This is a genomic window from Nocardioides perillae (assembly GCF_013409425.1).
In the GTDB taxonomy this organism is placed as follows: Bacteria; Actinomycetota; Actinomycetes; order Propionibacteriales; family Nocardioidaceae; genus Nocardioides; species Nocardioides perillae.
Genome location: NZ_JACCAC010000001.1, coordinates 469,853 through 491,861 on the forward strand (window position 1 = coordinate 469,853; position 22,009 = coordinate 491,861).

Sequence of the window (22,009 nt, forward strand, 5' to 3'; positions counted from 1 at the left end):
CGCGACCGGTCGTCCCCAGGCTCAGTGGAGCTCGGGGCGGAGCACCTTGGTGCGCAGGATCGACTCGTTGAGCGTGAGCTGGCGGTCGAACTCCTTGACCGTGGCCGGCTCGGCGCTCAGGCGCACGATGGCGTAGATGCCCTCGGCGTTCTTCTTGATCTCGTAGGCGAGACGACGACGGCCCCAGACCTCGACCTCCTCGACGGTGCCACCGTCGGTGCGGATGACGTTGAGGTACTTGTCGAGCGACGGCGCGATGGTGCGCTCGTCGAGGCTCGGGTCGAGGATGACCATGACTTCGTAGGCACGCACGGCGTGGCCCACCTCCTCTGGACTCGGCGGCCACGGTCTCTCCGTGGCAGGAGGGTCTGCTTCGGTCCGGCACGGGTGCCGGGTCGTCCCTGGCACTCCCGTTCGGCGGGCGCTCGGAGACGACGGGCCAGGCTAGCAGCGCAGCCGGACCCCCCGGAAATCGTTGTCGGCGCCGGGTGGCAGTCTCGGACGCATGGCTGCCGCACCGACACCCGCACCGCTCCCGGCACTCGGGGCCCACGTCGCCCAGGAGGACCCCGTCGGCGAGGCGCTCGCGCGCGGGGCCGCCCACGTGCAGGTCTTCCTCGGCGACCCGCAGTCCTACAAGGGCCCCGCCCTGCGCCACGACGGCGGCCTCGCGGGCCTGCGCGCGGCCGCGGAGGAGGCAGGTGTCGGCATCTACGTCCACGCCCCCTACGTCATCAACGTCGCGACCACCAACAACCGGGTGCGCATCCCCAGCCGCAAGCTGCTGCAGCAGCACGTCGACGCCGCGGCCGAGCTCGGTGCGCTCGGCGTGGTGGTGCACGGCGGCCACGTCGGCAAGGACGTCGACCCCGCGGTCGGCGTCGACAACTGGCGCAAGGCGGTGGACGCGACCGACCTGAAGGTCCCGCTGCTCCTCGAGAACACCGCCGGCGGCGAGGGCGCGATGGCGCGACGCCTCGACCGCCTGGCCGAGGTGTGGGAGGCGATCGCCGGCTGCGAGCAGGCCGACCGCGTCGGCTTCTGCCTCGACACCTGCCACGCCCACGCCGGCGGCATCGAGCTCGACCAGGTGGTCGAGCGGGTGCGGGCGATCACCGGTCGCATCGACCTGCTGCACTGCAACGACAGCCGCGACGACTTCGACTCCGGCGCCGACCGCCACGCCTCCGTCGGGGCGGGTCGCATCGGCGCCGACGTCCTCGCCGACCTGGTCCGCGCGGCCGGGGCACCGGTGGTGCTCGAGACCCCCGGCGGCGCGGAGGAGCACCGCGCCGACATGGAGGCCCTGCGGAGCCGGCTGTGACCGCGACCCCCTCCGCCCCCTCGGCAGGCACCGCCTCCGGCACCTGGTCGGCGCCCGGTCGGGTCAACCTCGTCGGCGACCACACCGACTACAACGACGGCCTCGCGCTGCCCTGCGCGCTGCCCTTCCGCACCACCGTGCACGCCCACGCGGTCGAGACCGGCGAGCGCGTGCTGCGCGCCTCGTCGGCCGGTCACGACGACCTCGAGGTCGCCCTGCCCGGCGCACCGGGCGAGGTCGCCGGCTGGGGGGCCTACGTCGCGGGCACGGCGTGGGCGCTCGAGCACAGCGACCTGCTGGGCGGGCGGCCGGTGCCGTCCGCCGAGCTGCGCGTGAGCGGTGACGTGCCGCTCGGGGCCGGCCTCTCCTCCTCCCACGCGCTGCAGTGCGCGGTGGCGCTCGCGCTCTGCGGCCTCGCCGGCGTCGACGACCCCGACCGCGACGCGCTCGTCGAGGTGGTGCGCCGGGTCGAGAACGACTACGTCGGCGCCCCCACCGGCACCCTCGACCAGTCCGCGATCCTCCACGGCCGCACCGACCACCTGCTGCTCTTCGACGCCCGGTCGGGCGAGGTCGACCCCGTGCCGGCGCCCTTCGACGCCGCGGGCGCCGCCCTGGTGGTCGTCGACAGCCGGGCACCGCACCGGCTCACCGACGGCGCCTACGCCGAGCGCCGCGAGCAGTGCGCCCGCGCGGCGCAGGCACTCGGCCTCGCGGCCCTGCGCGACCTCGACGTCGACGGCCTGCCCGCGGCGGCCGAGGCCCTCGTCGGTCTCGACGACGGCGAGGTGCTGCTGCGCCGCGCCCGCCACGTGGTCACCGAGGACGCCCGCGTGCGCGCGGTGGTCGACCTGTTGCGCGACGGTCGCCGGGAGGCCGTCGCGGCCGTCGGACCGGAGCTCACCGCGTCGCACCTGAGCCTGCGCGACGACTTCGAGAGCTCCGTGCCGGAGGTCGACCTCGTCGTCGACACCCTCCTCGAGGTGGGCGCCCTGGGCGCCCGGATGACCGGCGGCGGCTTCGGCGGATCCGTCGTCGCGCTCGTGCCGCTCGACCGGCTGCCCGCCCTCGCGCCCGCGCTCGGCGCCGCCACCGCGGGCGCCGGCCACCCCACGCCCGAGGTGCACGTCGTGCGCCCCGCCGACGGCGCCCGCCGCGACGGGTGAGCGACCGAGCCGCCGACCGGTGGGCGACACGTGAGCCCCTGGCGGCGGCCCACCCCGACCGTCCGGCGGCGACCCCGGCCACGGGTAGCCTCGCCCGGGTGACCACCCCCCTGCACGTGCGCCCGGTGACCGAGGCCGACCACCTCGCCTTCGTGCGCAGCCGGCCCTCGGCCAGCTTCCTGCAGACGCCCGCCTGGGGGCAGGTCAAGACCGAGTGGCGCCGCGAGTCGATCGGCTGGTTCGACGACCGCGACGAGCTCGTCGGCGCCGCGCTCGTGCTCTACCGCCAGCTGCCCCGGCTCACGCGCTACCTCGCCTACCTGCCCGAGGGCCCGCTCGTCGACTGGGAGAGCGCCGACCTCGCCGCCTGGCTCGACCCGATGGTGGCCCACCTGCGCGGGCAGGGCGCCTTCGGCGTGCGCATCGGCCCGCCCGTCGTCGTGCGCCGCTGGGACACCGCCGCGGTCAAGGACGGCATCGCCGACGAGGGTGTGCGGCTGCTCTCCGAGGTCCCGCCGACCGAGCGGTCGCAGGTCGGCGCCCGCGTCGTCAGCCAGCTGCACGAGCTCGGGTGGCGCCCGCAGTCGGTCGCCGGCGGCTTCGCGGCCGGCCAGCCGCAGTTCGTCTTCCAGCTCCCGCTCCGCGACGCCGCAGGCGAGCCCCGCAGCGAGGACGACCTGCTCAAGGGCATGAACCAGCAGTGGCGGCGCAACATCAAGAAGGCCGACAAGGCCGGTGTCGAGGTCACGCTCGGCGGCCCCGCCGACCTGGCGGCCTTCCACGCGCTCTACGTCCACACCGCCGAGCGCGACGGCTTCACGCCGCGCCCGCTGTCGTACTTCCAGAAGATGCAGGCCGCGCTCGGCGCCGAGGAGCCCGACCGCTTCCGCCTCCACCTCGCCCACCACGAGGGCGACCTCGTCGCCGCCACCATCGCGATCCGGGTCGGCGAGCACGCGTGGTACTCCTACGGCGCCTCCTCCACCGAGAAGCGCGACGTGCGCGGCTCCAACGCCGTCCAGTGGGCGATGGTGCGCGACGCGCTCGCCGCCGGAGCGGCCGTCTACGACCTGCGCGGCATCACCGAGACGCTCGACGGCGACGACCCCCACGTCGGGCTGATCCGCTTCAAGGTCGGCACCGGCGGCGAGGCCGTCGAGCTCGCCGGCGAGTGGGACCTGCCGGTCAACCGCCCGCTGTACGCCGCGTTCGCGGCGTACCTGCGTCGGCGCGGGGGGTCCTCGTGAGCCTCGACCTGACCGTCGACGGTCCCCGCTGGCGCGCCCACCTGGAGCGCACCGCCGCCGAGGTGCCGGGCCTGGTGCCGGTGTGCAAGGGCAACGGCTACGGCTTCGGGCTGGGCCGGCTCGCCCGCAAGGCGCAGTGGCTCGACGACCGCGCCGCCACGGCGCGCGAGGCCGACCCCGACGGTCCCGGCGCGGGGCGCACGCCGGTCGACACCATCGCCGTCGGCACCTACGACGAGCTCGCGCACGTGCGCACCCGCTTCGGCGGCTCGCTGCTGGTGCTCACCCCGTGGCGCCCCTTCGGCACGGCCGCCGAGACCCGCGACCCGCGCGTCGTGCACACCGTCAGCCGCCTCGACGACCTCGAGGCGCTGCTCGCCCAGGACCCCGACGCGCGCTACGTGCTCGAGCGCCGCACCTCGATGCTGCGCCACGGCATGGACGCCCGTGACCTGTGGCGGGCCGCCGACCTGCTGCGCCGCCCCGCGGCCCGCGGCGGACGCGGTCTGGAGGGCGTCGCCTTCCACCTGCCCCTCGAGCAGGGGTCGCACCTGGGCGAGGTGCAGCGGCTGATGACCGACGTCGTCGCCGCCGGCCTGCCCACCACCACGGTGTGGGCCAGCCACCTGACGCACCACGAGCTCGCGACGCTGCGCACGCAGTACGCCGACTACACCTGGCGCCCGCGCGTCGGCACGTCGCTGTGGCTCGGCGACCGCAGCGCGCTGAGCGTCACCTCCACGGTGCTCGACGCGCACCCCGTCGAGCGCGGCGACGCCTTCGGCTACCGCTCGCGCACCGCCCCGAAGGCCGGGCACCTGCTCATCGTCTCCGGTGGCACCGCCCACGGCATCGGCCTCGAGGCGCCGACCGGCGAGTCGTCGGTCAAGGCGCGGGCGGCAGCCCTGGCGCGCGGCGGCCTCGACGCCGTGGGCTTCGTGCGGTCCCCCTTCTCCACCGACGGCAAGCAGCGGCTCTTCGCCGAGCCGCCCCACATGCAGGCCTCGATGCTCTTCCTGCCCGCGGGCGCACGGGTGCCCGAGGTCGGGGAGAAGGTGCCGGTGCGGGTGCGCTACACGACGACGACGTTCGACCGGGTCGTCGTCAGCTGAGGTCCTGACCGCTCCTCCACCACGGGGTCGTGCGCGGGCCGCAGCACGTCGCGCGTCACGACGCCGACCAGCCACAGCTGCGCCAGCACCCGCACGACGATCGCCACCCAGTAGGCCCCGGCGTCCCCGCCGCCGCCCGGCTCGAGCACGCCGCCGAGGTACCACCACACCATCGCGAAGTAGAAGACCTCGCCCGCCTGCCACACCAGCAGGTCGCGCCACCGCGGTCGCGCGAGCACGGCGAGCGGCAGCAACCACAGGACGTACTGCGGGGAGTAGACCTTGTTGACCAGCAGGAAGCCGGCCACCACGAGGAAGCCGAGCTGCGCCAGCCGGGGGTCGAGCGGTGCGCGCAGGCCGAGCACCAGCACCCCGAGGCACCACAGGCCGAAGCCGGCCGTCGAGACGTCGTTGAGCACCGACGGGCTGATCGCGAGGTCGCCCGCCTGCGCCACCACCAGCCACAGGGACCCGAGGTCGGGGCCGCGGTCGGCGTTGAAGCTCCAGAAGACCTGCCACTGCGCCGGCCCGCTCAGGTAGGCCGGGAGGTTGGCCACCACCCAGGCCGCGGTCGCCGCGCCGACCACGACCGCGAGCTCGCGCCAGCGACGGCGGCGCCAGCAGAGCACCAGCACCCCGCCGAGCAGGAAGAGCGGGTAGAGCTTGGTCGCGGTCCCGAGCCCCACGAGCACCCCCGTCAGCACGGGTCGCCCGCGCGCCCACGCCCACAGCGCCGCCGCGACGAGCACGACCGCGAGCAGGTCCCAGTTCACCAGCCCCGTCAGCGCGAGCGTCGGGGCCGCCGCGAAGCCGGCCGCGTCCCACGGCCGTCGGCGGTGGACGCGCGCGAGGAACCAGGTGGCGAGCAGCGCGCACACCGCGAAGAGCAGGGCGTGGACCACCACGAAGGCGCGCACCTCGGCGAGCACCTCGGCGTACGCCGGGGCCACCGCGGCGCGGGCGTCGAGGTCGGGGCGGCCGGTGACCAGGTGGGTGACCGCGGCGGCGGCCCACGCGGCGTACCCGATGCCGACGGGGTACTCCATGACCTCGTAGCGCTCGCGCACGACGGCGTCGTCGGTCCACGGCCACGCCAGCTCGGCGAACCCGCGGCCGGTGTAGAGGTAGGGCAGGTCGGAGTAGCACATCGCGGCGTACGACTCCTCGGTCCAGGAGTCCTCCCAGCAGGGCGCCTTCTGCAGCATGCCGACCGCGAGCACGACGGCGGTGAGGGCGAGCAGCACCCGCACCGGGCTCCACCACGGGTGTCGACCGGCGCGGGTGCCGACGGGACCGCCGACCGAGGCCGACCAGCCCGCCAGCACCGCGTCGTCGCGGGTGGGGTGCACGTGGGGCTCGGCCGACGCCCCCGCGCGGGTCACGCCGTCACGGCCTGCCGGTCGGGCTCGGGCGCGTGGACGGGCGACTGCCGGCGGTCGGCGACGGCGAGGAGCTCGTCGGCTGGGGCTCCGGCGTCGGGGTGGGCGTCGGTTCCTGCGGCTCCTCCGTCTCGCAGCCGCCGATGAGCGAGCAGTCCGTCGGCTCGGGCTCCGGAGTCGGCGTCGGGGTCGGCTCCTGGGTCGGCGTCGGCTCCTCGCTCGGCTCCGGCTGCGGCTCGCGGGTGCGGGTGGGCTGCGGGGCCGGCTCGGGCTCGGGGGCCTCGGTGGGCACCGGCTCGTAGCCGTCGCTCGGGGCGTCGCCGTCGACGAAGGCCGGCTCGGCCAGCTCGAGGACCTCCTCGCCCTCGAGCGCCCGGGTCATCACGTCGGTCCACGTGCGCGCGGGGTAGGACCCGCCGAAGAACTCCGGCAGCCATCCGTCGAGCTGCCCGGTGCCGTCGCCGCGGACGTACATGACCGCGGTGGCGAGCTGCGGGGTGAAGCCGGCGAACCACGACGACGACACGGCGCCGCCGGTCTTGGTCGCGGTGCCGGTCTTGCCGGCGGCCGGGCGACCGAGGCCGAGCGCCGCGGTGCCGGAGCCGGACTGCACGACCTGCTCCATGGCGTAGGAGACGTCGGCCGCGATGTCCTCGCTGATCGCGCGCTCGGACTCGTCGCGGTGCTGGTAGCGGGTCTCGCCGCTCTCGTCGACGACCTTCTCGATGACGTACGGCGCCGCGGCGCGACCGCCGGCGGCGATGGTGGCGTAGCCCGCCGCCATGTTGACCGGGCTCACCGTCTGCGAGCCGAGCGAGACGCCGAGCACGGGCTCGAGGCCGGGGGTGCGGTTGGGGAAGCCGGGGGCCTTCGCGAAGCGGGGCTCGGCCGGCGGGATGCCCATCTTGACGGCGGTCTCGATGATCGACTCGGGGCCCTCCTCCATGCCGAGGGTCATGTCGATGAAGGCGGTGTTGATGGAGTTCTCGGTCGCGGTGAGCATGTCGACGCGGCCGTAGTCGCTGTCGCCCTGGTTCTCGACGTCGGTGCCGTCGGGCAGCACGAGCGGGCTGTTGCCCTCGAAGGTGTCGCGCAGGCTGAAGCCCTGCTCCAGCGCCGCCGCGACCGCGAACGGCTTGAACGTCGAGCCGGCCTGGCCGCCCGCGACCGCCCAGTTGATCTGCGACTGCAGGTAGTCCTGGCCGCCGTAGATGCCGCGCACGGCACCCGTGCCGGGCTCGACGCTCGCGACGCCGACGTGCAGCTGCTGGGGTCCGAAGCCCTCGGGGCGCTGGGCCTCGACGCCCTCGCGCGCCGCGTCCATCGCCTGGCGGGTGAAGGTGGTGGTGACGCGCAGGCCGCCGCCCTCGATCTCCTCCTCCTGGAAGCCGAGGCGCAGCAGCTCGTCCTTGACCATGGTGAGCACGTGGCCGCGCTGCCCGCCGTACTGGTTGTCGGCCTCGATCTCGGGGAACTTCGGCAGCCGCTGCATCGCGCGCTCGGCGCGCTGCTCGTCGATGGCCTCCGTCTCGGCCATCTGGGTCAGGACGTACTCGTAGCGCCCGCGCAGTCGCTCGCGCGCGTCCTCGCCGTTGGCGGGGTCGAGCGCGCTGGGGTTGTTCAGCACGCTGGCGAGCACCGCGGCCTGGCGCAGGTTGAGGTCCTTCGCCTCGACGTCGAAGAACGCCTCGGAGGCGGCCTGGATGCCGTAGGCGCCGCGGCCGAAGTAGATGGTGTTGAGGTAGCCCTCGAGGATCTCGCGCTTGCTCTGCTGGCGCTGGACCTTCAGCGAGAGGAAGGCCTCCTTGATCTTGCGCTTGAGCGCCCGCTCCTGGGTGAGGTAGAGGATCTTGACGTACTGCTGGGTGATGGTCGACGCACCCTGGACCGCGCCGCCCTGGGCGTTGTTGAACGCCGCGCGCACGATGCCCTTCGGGTCGATGCCCTGGTCGGTCCAGAAGGTCTGGTTCTCCGCGGCGACCACGGCGTCCTGGATGTTCTGCGGCATCTCGCTGAGCGGGATGGAGTCGCGGTTCTGCTCGGCGAACTGGCCGAGCTCGCGCTCGCCGTCGGCGTAGTAGACGAAGGTGGTCTGGGTCTGGAAGTCCTCGTTGGGGTCGGGGATCTCGATCGCCTGGTAGAGCACGACGAAGGTCGCCGCGCCCAGCAGGGTCAGGACGAGGAAGCCGATGCCGCCGAAGGCGGCCGCGCGCTGCAGGCGCTGCTTGCGGGTGCGCTTCGGCCCGGGCTGGGGGCGCTTGGTCGAGGCGGGGCCGTCGGCGCGGCGCTTTCCACTCACTTCGCTGGATCTCCGGATCGGTCCGAGGCAGGGTCTCTGGGCTCGCCCCGGGCGGCTGAGGGCAGGGGGCACCGGCGCCAGGGGCACCACGAGCGTACGCCGGGACCCCGGCACGGGGTGGTTCGACACCGTGCGATGTATCGCTACGATAGGTCGCATGGCACGTCGTGGGGAGACCGTCGAGCTCGCAGTCCTCGGACTGCTGCACGAGTCACCCATGCACGGCTACGAGCTGCGCAAGCGGCTCAACCTGATGCTCGGGTGGGGTCGGGTGCTCTCCTACGGCTCGCTCTACCCCGCGCTGAAGAAGATGCTCCGCGCCCAGCTGATCGCCGAGTCCACGACGGTGGCGCCCGTCGTCGGCAAGCGCCCGCGCATCGTCTACCAGCTCACCGAGGCCGGCGAGCGGGAGTTCGCGCGGCTGATGGCCGAGGTCGGCCCGACGGCGTGGGAGGACGACGGCTTCGACATCCGCTTCGCCTTCTTCAGCCGCACCGACATGGAGATCAGGCTGCGGGTGCTCGAGGGCCGGCGCAGCCGGCTGCAGGAGCGGCTCGACCGGGTGCAGGGCCAGCTGGCCCGCACCCAGAAGGAGGTCGACCGCTACGCGGCCGAGCTCCAGCGCCACGGGGTGGAGTCGGTCGAGCGCGAGGTGCGCTGGCTCTCCGACCTCATCGACGCCGAGCGCCAGGACGGCGACCGTCGCACCCGCGACGAGCGGCTCGAGGAACCACCCACCGCCAACCGCTGAGCGCGGCGGGCGAGCGCATGACGTACGACACCACCAGCACGACACCACCAGCAGGAGCGGAGCCCACGGCCCGCCGAGAGAGAACGAGGGGAATCCCATGGGTTCGGTTCGAGTAGCGATCGCGGGGGTCGGCAACTGCGCCGCCTCGCTGGTCCAGGGCGTGGAGTACTACCGCGACGCCGACGCGTCGACGACGGTGCCCGGCCTGATGCACGTCGTCTTCGGCGACTACCACGTCGGCGACGTCGAGTTCGTCGCCGCCTTCGACGTCGACGACAAGAAGGTCGGCAAGGACCTCTCCGAGGCGATCGGCGCCTCGGAGAACTGCACCATCAAGATCGCCGACGTGCCGACGCTCGGCGTCGAGGTCCAGCGCGGCCCGACGCTCGACGGCCTCGGCAAGTACTACCGCCAGACCATCGAGGAGTCCGCCGCCGAGCCGGTCGACGTCGTGCAGGCGCTGAAGGACTCCGGCGCCGACGTCCTCGTCTCCTACCTCCCCGTGGGCTCGGAGGAGGCCGACAAGTTCTACGCCCAGTGCGCGATCGACGCCGGCGTGGCCTTCGTCAACGCGCTGCCCGTCTTCATCGCCTCCGACCCCGAGTGGGCGGCGAAGTTCGAGGCGGCCGGCGTGCCGATCGTCGGCGACGACATCAAGAGCCAGGTCGGCGCGACCATCACCCACCGCGTCATGGCGAAGCTCTTCGAGGACCGCGGCGTCGCGCTGGACCGCACCTACCAGCTCAACGTCGGCGGCAACATGGACTTCAAGAACATGCTCGAGCGCGAGCGCCTGGAGTCCAAGAAGGTCTCCAAGACCCAGGCCGTCACCTCGAACCTCACCGGTGAGCTGGCCGACAAGATCGACAGCCGCAACGTCCACATCGGCCCGTCCGACTACGTCGCGTGGCTCGACGACCGCAAGTGGGCCTACGTCCGCCTCGAGGGCCGTGCCTTCGGCGACGTGCCGCTGAACCTCGAGTACAAGCTCGAGGTCTGGGACTCCCCCAACTCCGCCGGCATCATCATCGACGCGATCCGCGCGGCGAAGATCGCCAAGGACCGCGGCATCGGCGGCCCGATCATCTCGGCCTCGACCTACCTCATGAAGTCGCCGCCCGTGCAGATGGCCGACGACCTCGGTCGCGCCGAGGTGGAGAAGTTCATCCGCGGCGAGTGAACCCTCGGGGCACCCGCCCCCTGCTGCGAGCGACGGCGCAGGCCCTGCTGGGGCCTGCGCCGTCGGCGTGTCGTGAGTGCGGTGGTGTGCCGCTGTCAGGGCGGCGGATCTCGGGGCCGCCGTCGAGTTGGGCGCAATTGTGCGGGACTCGACTGTGGAACCAGCCAGTAACCGTCCTGCTCAGCACAATTGTGCCCATCGCGACGGCCACGGACCCGCGCGACGCGGCAGGTCTCAGGACGCCGCGCGGCCCTAGCCCGGGAAGTACTCCCGGTACGCCGGGGAGAGTGGTCCCACCTCGACCCCGCGCGACCGCAGCGCCGTCGCGACCCGTTCCAGCGTCCGGTCGGGCTCCCGGTAGACGCCGCGGCTGACGACCTTGAGCAAGATCCAGCCCCGTTCCTCTCGCAGCTCGGCGTCGCGGTCGACGTCGTCGAGCCACGTGTCGATGCGTTCCACGTGGTGGCGCCCGTCGTACTCGACCGCCACGCGCGGGACCGGGTACGCGAGGTCGAGCCGCCGCAGGACGACGCCGTCAGCGTCCACCAGGTGGTGGTCGACCACCGGCTCCGGCAACCCGGCCAGGGCCATCAGCATGCGTAGGCGGGTCTCCATCGGCGAGTCCACGCCGTCGCGGACGAAGCCGGCAGCCCACCGCGCGCGTCCGCTCCAGTACGAGGTGCAGTCTGCGAGCACCCGCCGCAGCCGGTCGGCGCTCCAACCGGTACGGCGTACGAGCGCGTCGCCGAGCACCACCAGGTCGACCAGGTCCACCAGCCCTGCCATCTCCACCATCAGCCGGTCGGGAGGCGAGACCGGCAGGCCGGAGCGCCTCCACGGCACGATGCCCGCGGGCGAGAGGTGAGACATGACGCCGGGCCGCCACCGCCGCTGGTCGGCGTCCGGCACGCTGACGTGCACCCGTGGGTCGACCGGCACCGGCACGGTGTAGAGCGCGGCGGCGCTGTGGTGGCTCGCGCGGGCACCGGCGGGGTGCAGCAGGAGAGCCGCCTGGATCCGCTCGAGTTCGTCGGGAGGCCGGTCCGCACTGACGTAGACGTCGCTGAACACCCGGCGGAACCGAGGGCCGTTCAGTCGGCGCGGAGTGATGCCGGCCCCGACGCCGCGTGCCCGCAGGAACGGACGCGAGGTGTCGAGCGGCTCATCCGCGGTGGTCGGGTCGGGTGTCGGCGAGTCCTTCGGCTCCACCCTTGCAGGCTGCCTGGACGGCGCCGCCTGTGCGTCTGTTCATCCACAGGGCCGACGCGACCGGGCCGATCCGCACAATTGTGCGGATCAGCACTGTGGAACCAATGGGTAACCGTCACGGGCAGCACAATTGCGCTCAACTCGCCCCCCTGGCCCGAAGCGGGCCAGCAGGAGGGGGGACGGCGGCAGGACGCCGGCCATAACGCGGGCACGGGCAGCGTCGTTGCTGCAGCGACCGCAACCGCGGACCGCGGACCGCAGACCGCGGACCGCAGACCGCGGACCGCAGACCGCGGACCGCAGACCGCAGACCGCAGACCGCAGACCGCGGACACGCCACCCGCCAGGCCCGATCCCACGAGGACGTCATGAGCCCAGACCAGCCCACCACCCGCCGACGGCGGACGTCGCGCGCGTCCACCGGGGCGCTCGCCCTGGCGGCCGCCACCGCCCTGACGGCAGCCCTGCTGCCCGGCCTCGCCCAGAGCGCCACCGCGGGCCCCGCCGCCACCGGTCCCGCCGCCGGCCTGCCCGCCGCCCCGGCGATCACCGCCGAGGACCGCCGCGCACCCGCGTCGACGGTCGGCGAGCAGCTGCTCACCGCCACCCTCACGACCCCGACCGCGCCCGTCGACCGTGGTCAGCCCTTCGCCGTCACCGGCACCGTCAGCACGGTCGCGGAGGGCGTGGTGGGCCGCGCCCTCGACGGCGTACCGGCCGACTTCACGCTGCAGGTGACCGACCCCGAGGGCCGCGTGCTCGCCGAGCGCAAGCTCACCGCCGGCCCCGACGGCCGCTTCCGCACCACCGTCCCCGGCTCGGTCACCGCCGACGCCCCGGGCACCGAGGCGACCGCGCTCGGCGTGCGCGTCGTCGACGCGCGGTACGCCGGGTTCGCGGCCGCCGACGCCGGCGCTGCGCCGGTCTCGGTGCGCGCCGCCGCCCGCACCCTGCAGCTGCGCAACAGCTTCGTCTCGGCCGTGGGCTGGGTGAAGCCGGGGCAGACCTACCCCTCGCGCATCGTGGTCACCAACCCGACCGGGCGCGCGCTGTCGGGCGCCCGCGTCGTCGTGACCGCCCCCCGCGGCACCACCTTCCGCTCCGCCCGTGGCGCGGGCGCCCGCTCCGTGTCCGCGAAGCGCATCACCTGGCGCCCCGGCACGGTCCGTCCCGGCCGCACCGTGACCCTGGTCGTCACCAGCCGGGCGCAGACCCTGCGCCAGCAGCCGACCCTGGTGTGGCGCGACCTCTCCACCCGCGCCACCCTCACGCAGGGCACGGTGCGCCGCACGGTGCGCAGCCACGGGCCCAAGGTCATCCCGCCCAACGAGACCTACGAGACCGCCCGCTACGGCGACCGCCCGTTCCCCGTCGTGCCGGTCCAGTACGTCGACCGCTCCTTCAGCGCCTCGCACTCCGGCGGCGACCTCGACCGGGTCATCAACGCCCGCTCGCTGCCCGGCTCGACGTTCAACCTCTTCCAGGAGATGAGCCTGGGCCAGCTGTTCCCGAACGGCACCGTGCCGTCGGCCGGCATCGCCACCGCCGGGTTCGACTACGCGCCGGGCTTCCCGCTGACGACGACCGACCCGGCGACCGTCAACACCTGCACCGGCGTCACCTTCGCCGACTCCCCGGTGCCCGCCCAGGGCACCCCGCTCTACCCCGAGCGCATCACGGACGGTGTCTACAACCTGCCGGGCACGACGCAGTACTACGGCGCCGACGCCAACGGCTCGGCCGTCATCGGCTCCCTGGCGGGCGTCGCCGCGCTGCAGCAGATCGACTCCGGCTGCGGCCCCACCGGCAAGATCGTCGCCGACGCCGCGGCCCTGGCCGACCCCGAGGTCGACTACAGCGACTTCGACACCGACAAGGACGGCGTGGTCGACTTCTTCATGGCCGTCTTCGCCGGCTGCGGCGGCAACGGCGCCAGCCAGCTCGGCGCCTGCACGGACGAGGCGACCGACGCCGCGCCGTACGACAACATCTGGCCGCACTCCTCCTCGCTGGAGTTCTACCTCACCGACCCGGTGACGGGCCTGCCCGGCTTCGCCACCGACGACCAGCTGAAGGACCTGCAGGGACGTCCCCTCTACTGGGCGGACGCGTCGTACTCGCGGATGACGACGAAGAAGACCTCCCGCAAGGTCTTCGTGCGGGTCGGCCCCTACAACCTCAACCCCGAGACGGCGATCGACAAGGCCAGCGTCATCAGCCACGAGTACGGCCACTCGCTCGGCCTGCCCGACTTCTACTCGCTCGGCGGTCGTGAGACCTACGGCGACTGGAACCTCATGGCGACCGACAAGTCGCAGCACATGGACGCCTACTCCCGCCAGGAGCTCGGCTGGGTCGTGCCGCGGGTGCTGCCCAAGCGCCGCACGCTGACCGTCGACCGCTTCACCGACTCCAAGCAGGACATCGGCACCATCACCTGGCGCACGCCGGGCGGCAAGCCTTACACCCTGCGCCGCGGCCGCGACGGCATCGTGCAGAACTCCCTCATGTACGTCGCGCGGCTCAAGGGTCGCAAGCTCCTGGACCCGGCGAAGTTCGCGACCGGCGACGGGGCCACCCGCAGCCACGCGTGGTTCTCCGGCTCCGGCAACGACTTCGGCTGCGCCACCGACGGCGGTGGTCGCAACCTCGACATCGCCCTGCCCGGCGCCCGCACGCTCCCGGCCGGCTCGACGATCTCGGTGTCGATGAAGTCGATGTGGGACATCGAGTGGGACTACGACTACGGCTACGTCCTGACCTCGCGCGACGGTCGCGACTTCGCCTCGCACCCCTCTGAGAACGGCTACACGACGTCGAACACCGACCCGCTGTCCGGCAACCCCAACCAGAACGGCTGCCAGGCGGCCTACGACAACGGGCTCACCGGCACGAGCGGCTCCTACGACGCCGGCACCGAGGCGGTCGACCGCAAGCTCGGTGAGACCCCCGAGGCGATCTTCCTGGCCGACTCCTACGACGTCTCCGAGCTGGTCGGCGCGAAGAGCCCGATCCTGCGCTTCAGCTACGCCACCGACCCGGGCCTGGCCCGGCCCGGCTGGTTCGTCGACGACGTGGTCGTGACCGCGACGCTGCCGAACGGCTCGAAGCGCACGCTCTTCCGCAGCGACTTCGAGCGCAGCGGCAGCCCCGAGGACCCGCAGGTCTTCAACGGCGGGTGCAAGGCCGACGGCCCGGGCACCTGCACACTGGGCTGGAACTACGTCCAGGCCGGCCAGGCGGCCGACTTCGACCACGCCTACTACCTCGAGATGCGCGACCGGTCCGGTTTCGACCTCGACGGCAAGGGGCAGGTCGACCGCGACCCGATCGCCTTCCAGCCGGGCCTCTCGCTGGTCTACACCGACGAGGCGCACGGCTACGGCAACGCCGGCACGGACGACCCGCCGGCGCAGTCGCCGCTCGACGCCACCCCGACGCCGGGCAGCGCCACGCCGGACCTGTCCGACGCGGCGTGGACGGCGGCGAAGGGCCGCAACACCTTCAGCGACGCAGGGAAGGGCCACGTCGACAACTACACCGACCCGAGCCGCCAGGGCCGTGACGGCTCCGGTGACACCGCGTGGCGCTTCGACTTCGGCTGCCTCACCTTCCGGGTGCTGTCGATGTCGGGCCAGCGCGTGGGCCCGAAGCGCGCCGACGGCGACCTGACCGGGCGGGTCCGCTTCACCACGGGCAGGGGCTGCGGGCCGTTCGACTACGGCTACCGCCGCTGACCCCAGCACGCGCAGACGGGCCCGGACGCAGCACGCGTCCGGGCCCGTCGTACGTCGTGGGGTGCGGGCGTCCTCAGGCCCCCGCGTCGGCCCGGGTGTCGGCCTCCACCTCGGCCTTGATCCGCGCGAGCGTGGTGCGCATGCCCTCGCGCAGCTCGGCGGTGAAGCTCTCGGTGCCGCCCATGAAGGCGTTGACCAGCTTGGTCGAGATCGGCTTGATGCCGTCGGGGGCCTCGCGCCGCTGCACCACGCGGGTGCCCCCGTCGGCGGTGGGCTCGAGGGTGAGGGACCAGATCGTCGCGTTGTCCTTGATGCGGAAGGCGATCTCGCGGTGCGGCTCGAAGCGCACCACCTTCGCGCGCGTCGGCCACACCAGCAGGCCGCGGCGGTTGACGTTGAGCGTCTGCGCGCCGAGGCGCACGTGGCCGCCGCGCACGACCGTCTTGGCGACCTGCGGGCTCCAGCGCGCCATGCGCGGCAGGTCGGAGACCAGGGCCCACACCGCCACAGGCGGGGCGGCGACCTCGACGGTCTCCTCGAGGAGGTAGGTGTCTGTCATACCGAGGGAATGTAGTGCAGGGGGCGGCGCCGCGACGGTCGAGTCCGGCGCAATTGTGCTGGACTCGACGGTGCTACTCACGGGTAACCGCCATCTCCAGCACAATTGCGCCCACCTCGACGGCCCGCCCACGCGACAGCCCGCCCACCGCGATGGCCCCGCACCCCCAGCAGCGCGGCAGGTCAGCCCTCCCGCTCGGCCCACCACGCGAGCAGGGCCTCGCGGGCGCGCTGCTCGCCGACGACGCCCTCGTCCATGCGCAGGTCGAGCAGGAACTGGTAGGCGCGGCCCACGTCGCGACCGGGCCCGATGCCGAGCAGCTCCATGATCTGGTTGCCGTCGAGCTCGGGACGCAGCGAGGCCAGCTCCTCCTCCTCGGAGAGCCGGGCGATGCGCTCCTCGAGGTCGTCGTAGGTGCGCCGCAGCCGCTCGGCCTTGCGCCTGTTGCGCGTGGTGCAGTCGGCGCGGGTGAGCACGTGCAGGCGCTCGAGCTCGTCGCCGGCGTCGCGCACGTAGCGGCGCACGGCCGCGTCGGTCCACTCGCCGGAGCCGTAGCCGTGGAAGCGCAGGTGCAGCTCGACGAGGCGGCACACCGCCTCGGTCTCGTCGTTGGAGAAGCGCAGCGCTTTCATCCGCTTGCGCGTGAGCTTGGCGCCCACCACGTCGTGGTGGTGGAAGGTCACCGACCCGTCGTCGAGGAAGCGGCGCGTGCGGGGCTTGCCGACGTCGTGCATCAGCGCGGCGAAGCGCGAGACGAAGTCGGGCCGCGGCTCCTCGCCCTCCGGCGCGAGGCGGTGCTCGAGGTCGATCGACTGCTCGAGCACCGTCAGCGTGTGCTCGTAGACGTCCTTGTGCCGGTGGTGCTCGTCGCGCTCGAGCGCGAGTGCGGGCAGCTCGGGCAGCACCCGCTCGGCCAGGCCGGTCTCGACGAGGAGGGTCAGCCCCAGGCGGGGGTACGGCGCGCACACCAGCTTGACGAGCTCGTCGCGGACCCGCTCGGCCGAGATGATCGAGATCCGGTCGGCCATCGCGGTCATCGCGGACACGACCCCGGGGTCCACCCCGAAGCCGAGCTGCGCGGCGAAGCGCGCGGCCCGCAGCATCCGCAGCGGGTCGTCGCCGAAGGAGTCCTCGGGCGACCCCGGCGTGCGCAGCACCCGGTGGGCGAGGTCGACCACCCCGCCGTACGGGTCCTCCACCGCCCGCCCCGGCAGCGCCACCGCCATCGCGTTGACGGTGAAGTCGCGCCGGCCGAGGTCGCCGGCGAGGGAGTCGCCGTAGTCGACGTCGGGCTTGCGGGAGTCCGGGTCGTAGGTCTCGGAGCGGTACGTCGTGATCTCGACCTGCCAGGGCCCCTTGCGGCAGCCGATGGTGCCGAAGGCGCGACCGATGTCCCACACCGCGTCGGCCCAGCCCTTCACCAGCCGCTCGGTGACCTCGGGGCGCGCCGAGGTGGTGAAGTCGAGGTCGGTGTGCGAGCGCCCCAGCATCGCGTCGCGCACCGGACCGCCGACGAGCGCCAGCTCCTCGCCGGCGGTGGTGAACCGCCCGCCCAGCTCGTCGAGGAGCGGCGCGAGCCGGTCGAGCTCCCGGGTCACGGCCGCCTGGACGTCGGCGATCTGCAGCGGCGGCAGGTCGGGCTGCGACGCGGCGCCGCCACGGGTGGGCTCGGGGGCGGGCGCGTCGGACACGGGGCACCACTCTAGTGCCGCGGCGGTGCCGTGCGGCGCGGCCACCACGGCCCGGCCGGGCCCACCCGGACGGATACAGTCGACGCCGTGCCCCACCCCCGCCCGTCCTCGCGCGCCCGCGCGAGGGGCCCGGCGCGGCGAGCGGCGGTCGCAGCGGCACTCGCCGTCGGCCTGGGGGCACTGCCCGTCGCGAGCCCGGTCGCCCCGGCGACCGCGGCACCCGGCACGGTCCCCACCACCTCCCGCACCGCCGCCGCCCCCGCCGACCCCGACCAGCCCCTGCAGCTGCGTCTGGACACCCTCGCCCCCGCGGTGCTGCCGGCCAGCGGGCGGGTGAGGATGACGGGCTCGGTGACCAACACGAGCGACGAGCCGTGGACCGACGTGCGGCTCTACGCCTTCAGCGGGGACCAGCCGGTCGGCGACCGCGCCGCCCTCGCGGCCGCGGTGGAGACCGACCCCGCGGTCGAGGTCGGGGCCCGCACCACCGACGCCGGCACGTTCGACACCGTCGACGAGCTCGCCCCGGGCGAGACCGCGCGCTGGAGCATCCGGGTGCCACGACGCGCCCTCGAGGTGCCGCTGCGCACCCCGGGCGTCTACTGGCTCGGGGTGCACGCGCTCGGCACGAGCTCGGCAGGCCGCGACACCCTGGCCGACGGTCGCGCCCGGACCTTCGCCCCCGTCGTCGGCGACGGCGCCGACCCGGTGCCGGTGTCGCTGGTGCTGCCGCTGCGCCGCCCGGTCGTGCACGCCCCCGACGGCTCCTTGGCCCGGGTCGGTCGGTGGGTGCGCGACCTCGGGCCCGACGGGCCGCTCCGCGCCGTGCTCGACCTCGGCGCCAGCGCCGGCGACCGCGCCGTCACCTGGCTGCTCGACCCCGCCCTGCTCGCCGCCGTGCACCGGCTGGCGGCCGGCAACCCCGGCCGCTCGCTGGCTCCCACCCTGCCGCTCGAGGGCGAGGCGCCGTCGGGCGACGGCGCGTCGCCCACCGAGGGTGAGGGTCCGAGCGACGGCGCCGCACCGGGTGGACCCGACGACCCGTCCGCCTCCCCGACACCGTCACCCACCGACGGCGCCGACGAGGGCCCGGAGGACGGGGGCGAGGACGGGGGCGAGGACGGGGGCGGGGACGACGCCGGCGAGGGCAGCGCGGACGACGCCGAGCCGCCGACCGCGCTGGAGCAGGAGGCGGCCGAGCTCGCCCGCGCCTGGCTGGACCGCGCGGTCAACCTGCTGCGCGAGGACGCCGTGCTCGCGCTTCCGTACGCCGACCTCGACGTCGCCGCGGCCGTGCACCGCGCGCCCGACCTCCTCGCCCGCGCCACCGACCTGTCCGCCACCACGCTGGAGGCGCTCGAGGTGCCCTCGACCCCGACGGCCGCGCCGCCCGGCGGCCGCCTCGACGCGACCTCGGTCGCCGCGCTCGCCGACGACGCGCTCGTGCTGCTCGCGCCCGACGCTCTGCCCGAGGTCGACCGGTCGGTCGTCGAGCTCGACGGACGGCGGGTGGTCACCACCGACCCCGCGGCCACCGCCGGCGGACCCGGTCCGGACGACCCCCAGGGCAGCGTCGCGGTGCGCCAGCGCCTCCTGGCCGAGGCGGCGCTGGTCGCCCTGGGCGACGCGGGCACCGGCGGGGACGCCCCCGAGCCGGTCGTCGCCGTGCTGCCGGACCGGTGGGGACCCACCGACGCGCTCGGTTTCTTCACCGGTCTCGACGACGCGGACTGGCTGCGCCTGCAGACGGTCGAGGCGGCCGCCAGTGGGGAGACGCGCAGCGTGGCGCCCGCCGTCCTCGCCTACGACGACGCCGCCACGCGCGCGGAGGTCGGCACCCGCGCGCTCACCATCGCCACCGAGACGGTCAGCACCGGTGCGGTGCTGCAGTCGGTGCTGACCCGCAACGACCAGGTGGCCCGGGTCGTGTCGCGCGAGGCGCTCGGCGCCGCCTCCTACTGGGCCCGCCGCGCACCCGTCGCCTGGCGCCGGGTCGTCGGGGCGGTGCAGGACGACCTCGAGGAGACGCTGCGGCAGGTGCGGGTCGAGGCACCCCAGGGCACGGTGACGCTGTCGAGCGAGGTCGGCGGCTTCCCGGCCGCGCTGGTCAACGAGCTCGACGAGCCCGTCACCGTGCGCATCGAGGCCCGCACCACCAGCCCGATCACGCTCAGGGCGCCGACCGAGGTGGAGCTGCAGCCGGGGGAGCGCACCTCCGTCGTGCTGCGGGCGAGCACCCGCCAGATCGGCCTGCACGAGGTGCAGCTGCTGGTGACGAGCACGGAGGGCACCCCGCTCGGGTCGTCCGACGTGGTCGAGATCCGCTCGGCGCAGGTCAGCTGGATCATCTGGGTCGTCATCGCCGCCGGCGGCACCCTGCTCTTCGGGGCGATCGGCGTCCGGCTGCTGCGCCGGGTGCGGGCGGCGCGTCGTGGCGCGGAGGCACCCGCGTGAGCCGCGCGTCCTACCCCGAGGACCGGCCCGGGCCCGACACCCACCCCGACACCCATCCCGACGCCCACCCCGACACCCACCCCGACACCCACCCCGACCACGAGCCCGGCCGCGAGCCCGGCGTGCAGCGCGCGGACCCCGTGCCCCCCGCGGGCCCGGCGGCGGCCGTGACCCCCGAGGCCGAGACCACGCCGTCACCCGACGGCGAGGCCCGCTCCCGGCTGCTCTCCAGCTCCGCGGTGATGGCGGCGGGCACGGCGGTGTCGCGGCTCAGCGGCTACGTGCGCACGGTGCTGCTCATGGCCGCGCTCGGCCTGCAGCTGCACGCCGACCTGTTCTCGCTGGCCAACACCGTGCCCAACATGCTCTACATCCTGCTGGCCGGCGGCGTCTTCAACGCGGTGCTCGTGCCTCAGCTGGTGCGCACGATGCGCGCCGACGCCGACGGCGGTGAGGCCTACGCCCAACGAGTGGTGACGCTCGCCGCGCTCTTCCTCGCCACCGTCACCGTGGTGCTGGTCGTCGCCGCGCCGTGGGTCATGGCCGTCTTCATGCCCTCGTCCCTGCAGGACCCGGCGCTGGCCGAGCAGCGGCAGTCGGTGGTCGACTTCGCCCGCTACTGCCTGCCCCAGGTGTTCTTCTACGGCATGTTCGTGCTGCTCGGGCAGGTGCTCAACGCCCGCGGCCGCTTCGGGCCGATGATGTGGGCCCCGATCGCCAACAACGTCATCGCCGTCGCCGTCCTCGCGGTCTACCTGCTGGTCTTCGGCCCGGCCCGCGGCTCCGAGCTCACCGGTGCCTTCACCGCCTCGCAGGAGCTGCTGCTCGGTCTCGGCTCGACGCTCGGCATCGTCGCGCAGCTGCTCATCCTGGTGCCCTACCTGCGCTCGGTCGGCTTCCGCCCGCGGCTGCGCTTCGACTTCCGCGGCTCCGGACTCGGCCACACCCTGCGGCTCGGTGTGTGGACGCTCGGCTTCGTCGTCGCCAACCAGGTCGCCTACACCGTCGTCGTGCGCCTGGCCACCGGCGCGACCGCCGCCTCGGCGGAGTCGGGCGAGGCCGCCGCCGGCTACACCGTCTACTCGTCGGCCTTCCTCATCATGATGGTGCCGCACGCCGTTGTGACCGTCTCGCTCGCCACCGCCGTGCTGCCGCGGCTCTCCGAGCACGCCGCCTCCGGCCAGCTGCGCGCGGTCGGTGCCGACGTCGCCGCCACGCTCCGCACCGCCCTCGCGCTCGTGCTGCCCTTCGCCCTGCTCCTGCCGGTCGTCGCCCGCGACGTGGCCAACGTCGTCAACGCCGGCGCCGCGCGCGAGGACATCGACCTCTACGCCCCCGTCCTCGCCCTCTTCGCGCCCGGACTCGTCCTCTTCACCGTCCACTACGTCGTCCTGCGCGGCTTCTACGCCCTCGAGCGGACCCGCACCGCCTTCCTCGTGCAGTGCGTCATCGCCGCGACCAACGTCGCCGGCGCCGCGCTCGTCGTCTCCCTGGTGGAGCCGGCGCTCGTCGTGCCGGGTCTCGCGCTCGCGTACGCCGCGGCGTACCTCGTCGGCTCCGCCCTCTCCTCCTGGGTGCTCGCCCGGAGGGTCGGCGGGCTCGAGGGTCGGCGCACCGGGCAGTTCCTGGCCCGGGTGCTGCTGGCCGGCGGTGCCGCCGCGGGCGTCGCGTGGGCGGCCTCCCGCGGGATGCACGCGCTCGTGGGCGACACGCCGACGCAGGTGGTCGCGGCCGCGGTCGGCGGCACGACGGCACTCCTCGACGTCGCCGTCTTCGTGCTGCTCGCGCGGCTGCTGCGGCTGCAGGAGGTCACCGAGATCACCGGGCTCGTCACGCGGCGCCTGGCTCGGCGCCGCTGACGCGGTCGGCGCGGCCCCTACGATGGCGGGGGTCGGGGGCGA

15 protein-coding genes are annotated in these 22,009 nt (G+C 74.2%); 9 read left to right on the top strand and 6 right to left on the bottom strand.

The features are described 5' to 3' along the window. Window positions 1-21: 21 nt before the first annotated feature. Window positions 22-312, bottom strand: a complete 291-nt coding sequence (rpsF, locus tag BJ989_RS02225; RefSeq protein ID WP_179516824.1) for a 30S ribosomal protein S6 — start codon at window positions 310-312, stop codon at window positions 22-24. Window positions 313-505: 193 nt separating this feature from the next. Here rpsF and BJ989_RS02230 point away from each other — a divergent pair, with 193 nt between their 5' ends. The 4 genes from BJ989_RS02230 (at window position 506) to BJ989_RS02245 (ending at window position 4,849) form a co-directional block, all read left to right on the top strand. Next, window positions 506-1,324 carry a deoxyribonuclease IV gene (locus tag BJ989_RS02230; protein WP_179516825.1) on the top strand — a complete coding sequence of 273 codons (819 nt, stop codon included), beginning with the start codon at window positions 506-508 and terminating at the stop codon, window positions 1,322-1,324. Next, on the top strand, window positions 1,321-2,490 hold the full coding sequence (gene galK / locus BJ989_RS02235) for a galactokinase (protein ID WP_179516826.1): 1,170 nt from the start codon (window positions 1,321-1,323) through the stop codon (window positions 2,488-2,490). The genes BJ989_RS02230 and galK overlap by 4 nt, the downstream gene beginning before the upstream one ends. 98 nt (window positions 2,491-2,588) lie before the next feature. Further along, the gene (locus BJ989_RS02240) at window positions 2,589-3,737 is read left to right on the top strand and encodes a lipid II:glycine glycyltransferase FemX (protein WP_343049016.1); all 1,149 of its coding nucleotides are present in this window, start codon (window positions 2,589-2,591) and stop codon (window positions 3,735-3,737) included. Beyond that, window positions 3,734-4,849, top strand: a complete 1,116-nt coding sequence (locus BJ989_RS02245; RefSeq protein ID WP_179516827.1) for an alanine racemase — start codon at window positions 3,734-3,736, stop codon at window positions 4,847-4,849. Before BJ989_RS02240 ends, BJ989_RS02245 begins: the two co-directional genes overlap by 4 nt. Here the strand turns inward: BJ989_RS02245 and BJ989_RS02250 are convergent. Both BJ989_RS02250 and BJ989_RS02255 read right to left on the bottom strand, forming a co-directional pair. Next, a complete protein-coding gene (locus BJ989_RS02250; RefSeq protein ID WP_179516828.1) occupies window positions 4,810-6,231 on the bottom strand; it encodes a glycosyltransferase 87 family protein in 1,422 nt (473 codons plus the stop codon). The genes BJ989_RS02245 and BJ989_RS02250 overlap by 40 nt on opposite strands. A 4-nt stretch (window positions 6,232-6,235) precedes the next feature. After that, the gene (locus BJ989_RS02255; protein WP_179516829.1) at window positions 6,236-8,527 is read right to left on the bottom strand and encodes a transglycosylase domain-containing protein; all 2,292 of its coding nucleotides are present in this window, start codon (window positions 8,525-8,527) and stop codon (window positions 6,236-6,238) included. A gap of 157 nt (window positions 8,528-8,684) precedes the next feature. Here BJ989_RS02255 and BJ989_RS02260 point away from each other — a divergent pair, with 157 nt between their 5' ends. Beyond that, window positions 8,685-9,278 (top strand): PadR family transcriptional regulator, encoded by a 594-nt coding sequence (locus BJ989_RS02260; protein ID WP_179516830.1) that lies wholly within the window; start codon window positions 8,685-8,687, stop codon window positions 9,276-9,278. Between the two features lie 97 nt (window positions 9,279-9,375). Next, window positions 9,376-10,458, top strand: coding sequence for an inositol-3-phosphate synthase (locus BJ989_RS02265; protein ID WP_179516831.1), 1,083 nt, complete (start codon window positions 9,376-9,378; stop codon window positions 10,456-10,458). A 252-nt stretch (window positions 10,459-10,710) separates the two neighbouring features. Here BJ989_RS02265 and BJ989_RS02270 read toward each other — a convergent pair whose 3' ends face one another. Then, a complete protein-coding gene (locus BJ989_RS02270; protein ID WP_179516832.1) occupies window positions 10,711-11,667 on the bottom strand; it encodes a hypothetical protein in 957 nt (318 codons plus the stop codon). 368 nt (window positions 11,668-12,035) lie between these two features. On the opposite strand from BJ989_RS02270, the gene BJ989_RS02275 reads away from it, so the two are divergent. Beyond that, window positions 12,036-15,404: an immune inhibitor A domain-containing protein gene (locus tag BJ989_RS02275; RefSeq protein ID WP_179516833.1), complete on the top strand. Its 3,369-nt coding sequence runs from the start codon at window positions 12,036-12,038 to the stop codon at window positions 15,402-15,404. A 73-nt stretch (window positions 15,405-15,477) separates the two neighbouring features. Here the strand turns inward: BJ989_RS02275 and BJ989_RS02280 are convergent, their stop codons facing one another. Together BJ989_RS02280 and BJ989_RS02285 are read right to left on the bottom strand one after the other, a co-directional pair. Continuing rightward, window positions 15,478-15,963: an SRPBCC family protein gene (locus tag BJ989_RS02280; protein WP_179516834.1), complete on the bottom strand. Its 486-nt coding sequence runs from the start codon at window positions 15,961-15,963 to the stop codon at window positions 15,478-15,480. 182 nt (window positions 15,964-16,145) lie between these two features. Further along, on the bottom strand, window positions 16,146-17,561 hold the full coding sequence (locus tag BJ989_RS02285) for a CCA tRNA nucleotidyltransferase (RefSeq protein ID WP_343049483.1): 1,416 nt from the start codon (window positions 17,559-17,561) through the stop codon (window positions 16,146-16,148). A 180-nt stretch (window positions 17,562-17,741) separates the two neighbouring features. Between BJ989_RS02285 and BJ989_RS02290 the strand changes: the two genes are divergently transcribed. Further along, complete coding sequence (locus BJ989_RS02290; RefSeq protein ID WP_179516835.1) at window positions 17,742-20,108, top strand: hypothetical protein; 2,367 nt, start codon at window positions 17,742-17,744, stop codon at window positions 20,106-20,108. After that, entirely contained in the window at window positions 20,105-21,967 is a 1,863-nt protein-coding gene (murJ, locus tag BJ989_RS02295) for a murein biosynthesis integral membrane protein MurJ (RefSeq protein WP_343049017.1), read from the top strand. The genes BJ989_RS02290 and murJ overlap by 4 nt, the downstream gene beginning before the upstream one ends. Window positions 21,968-22,009: the final 42 nt, after the last annotated feature.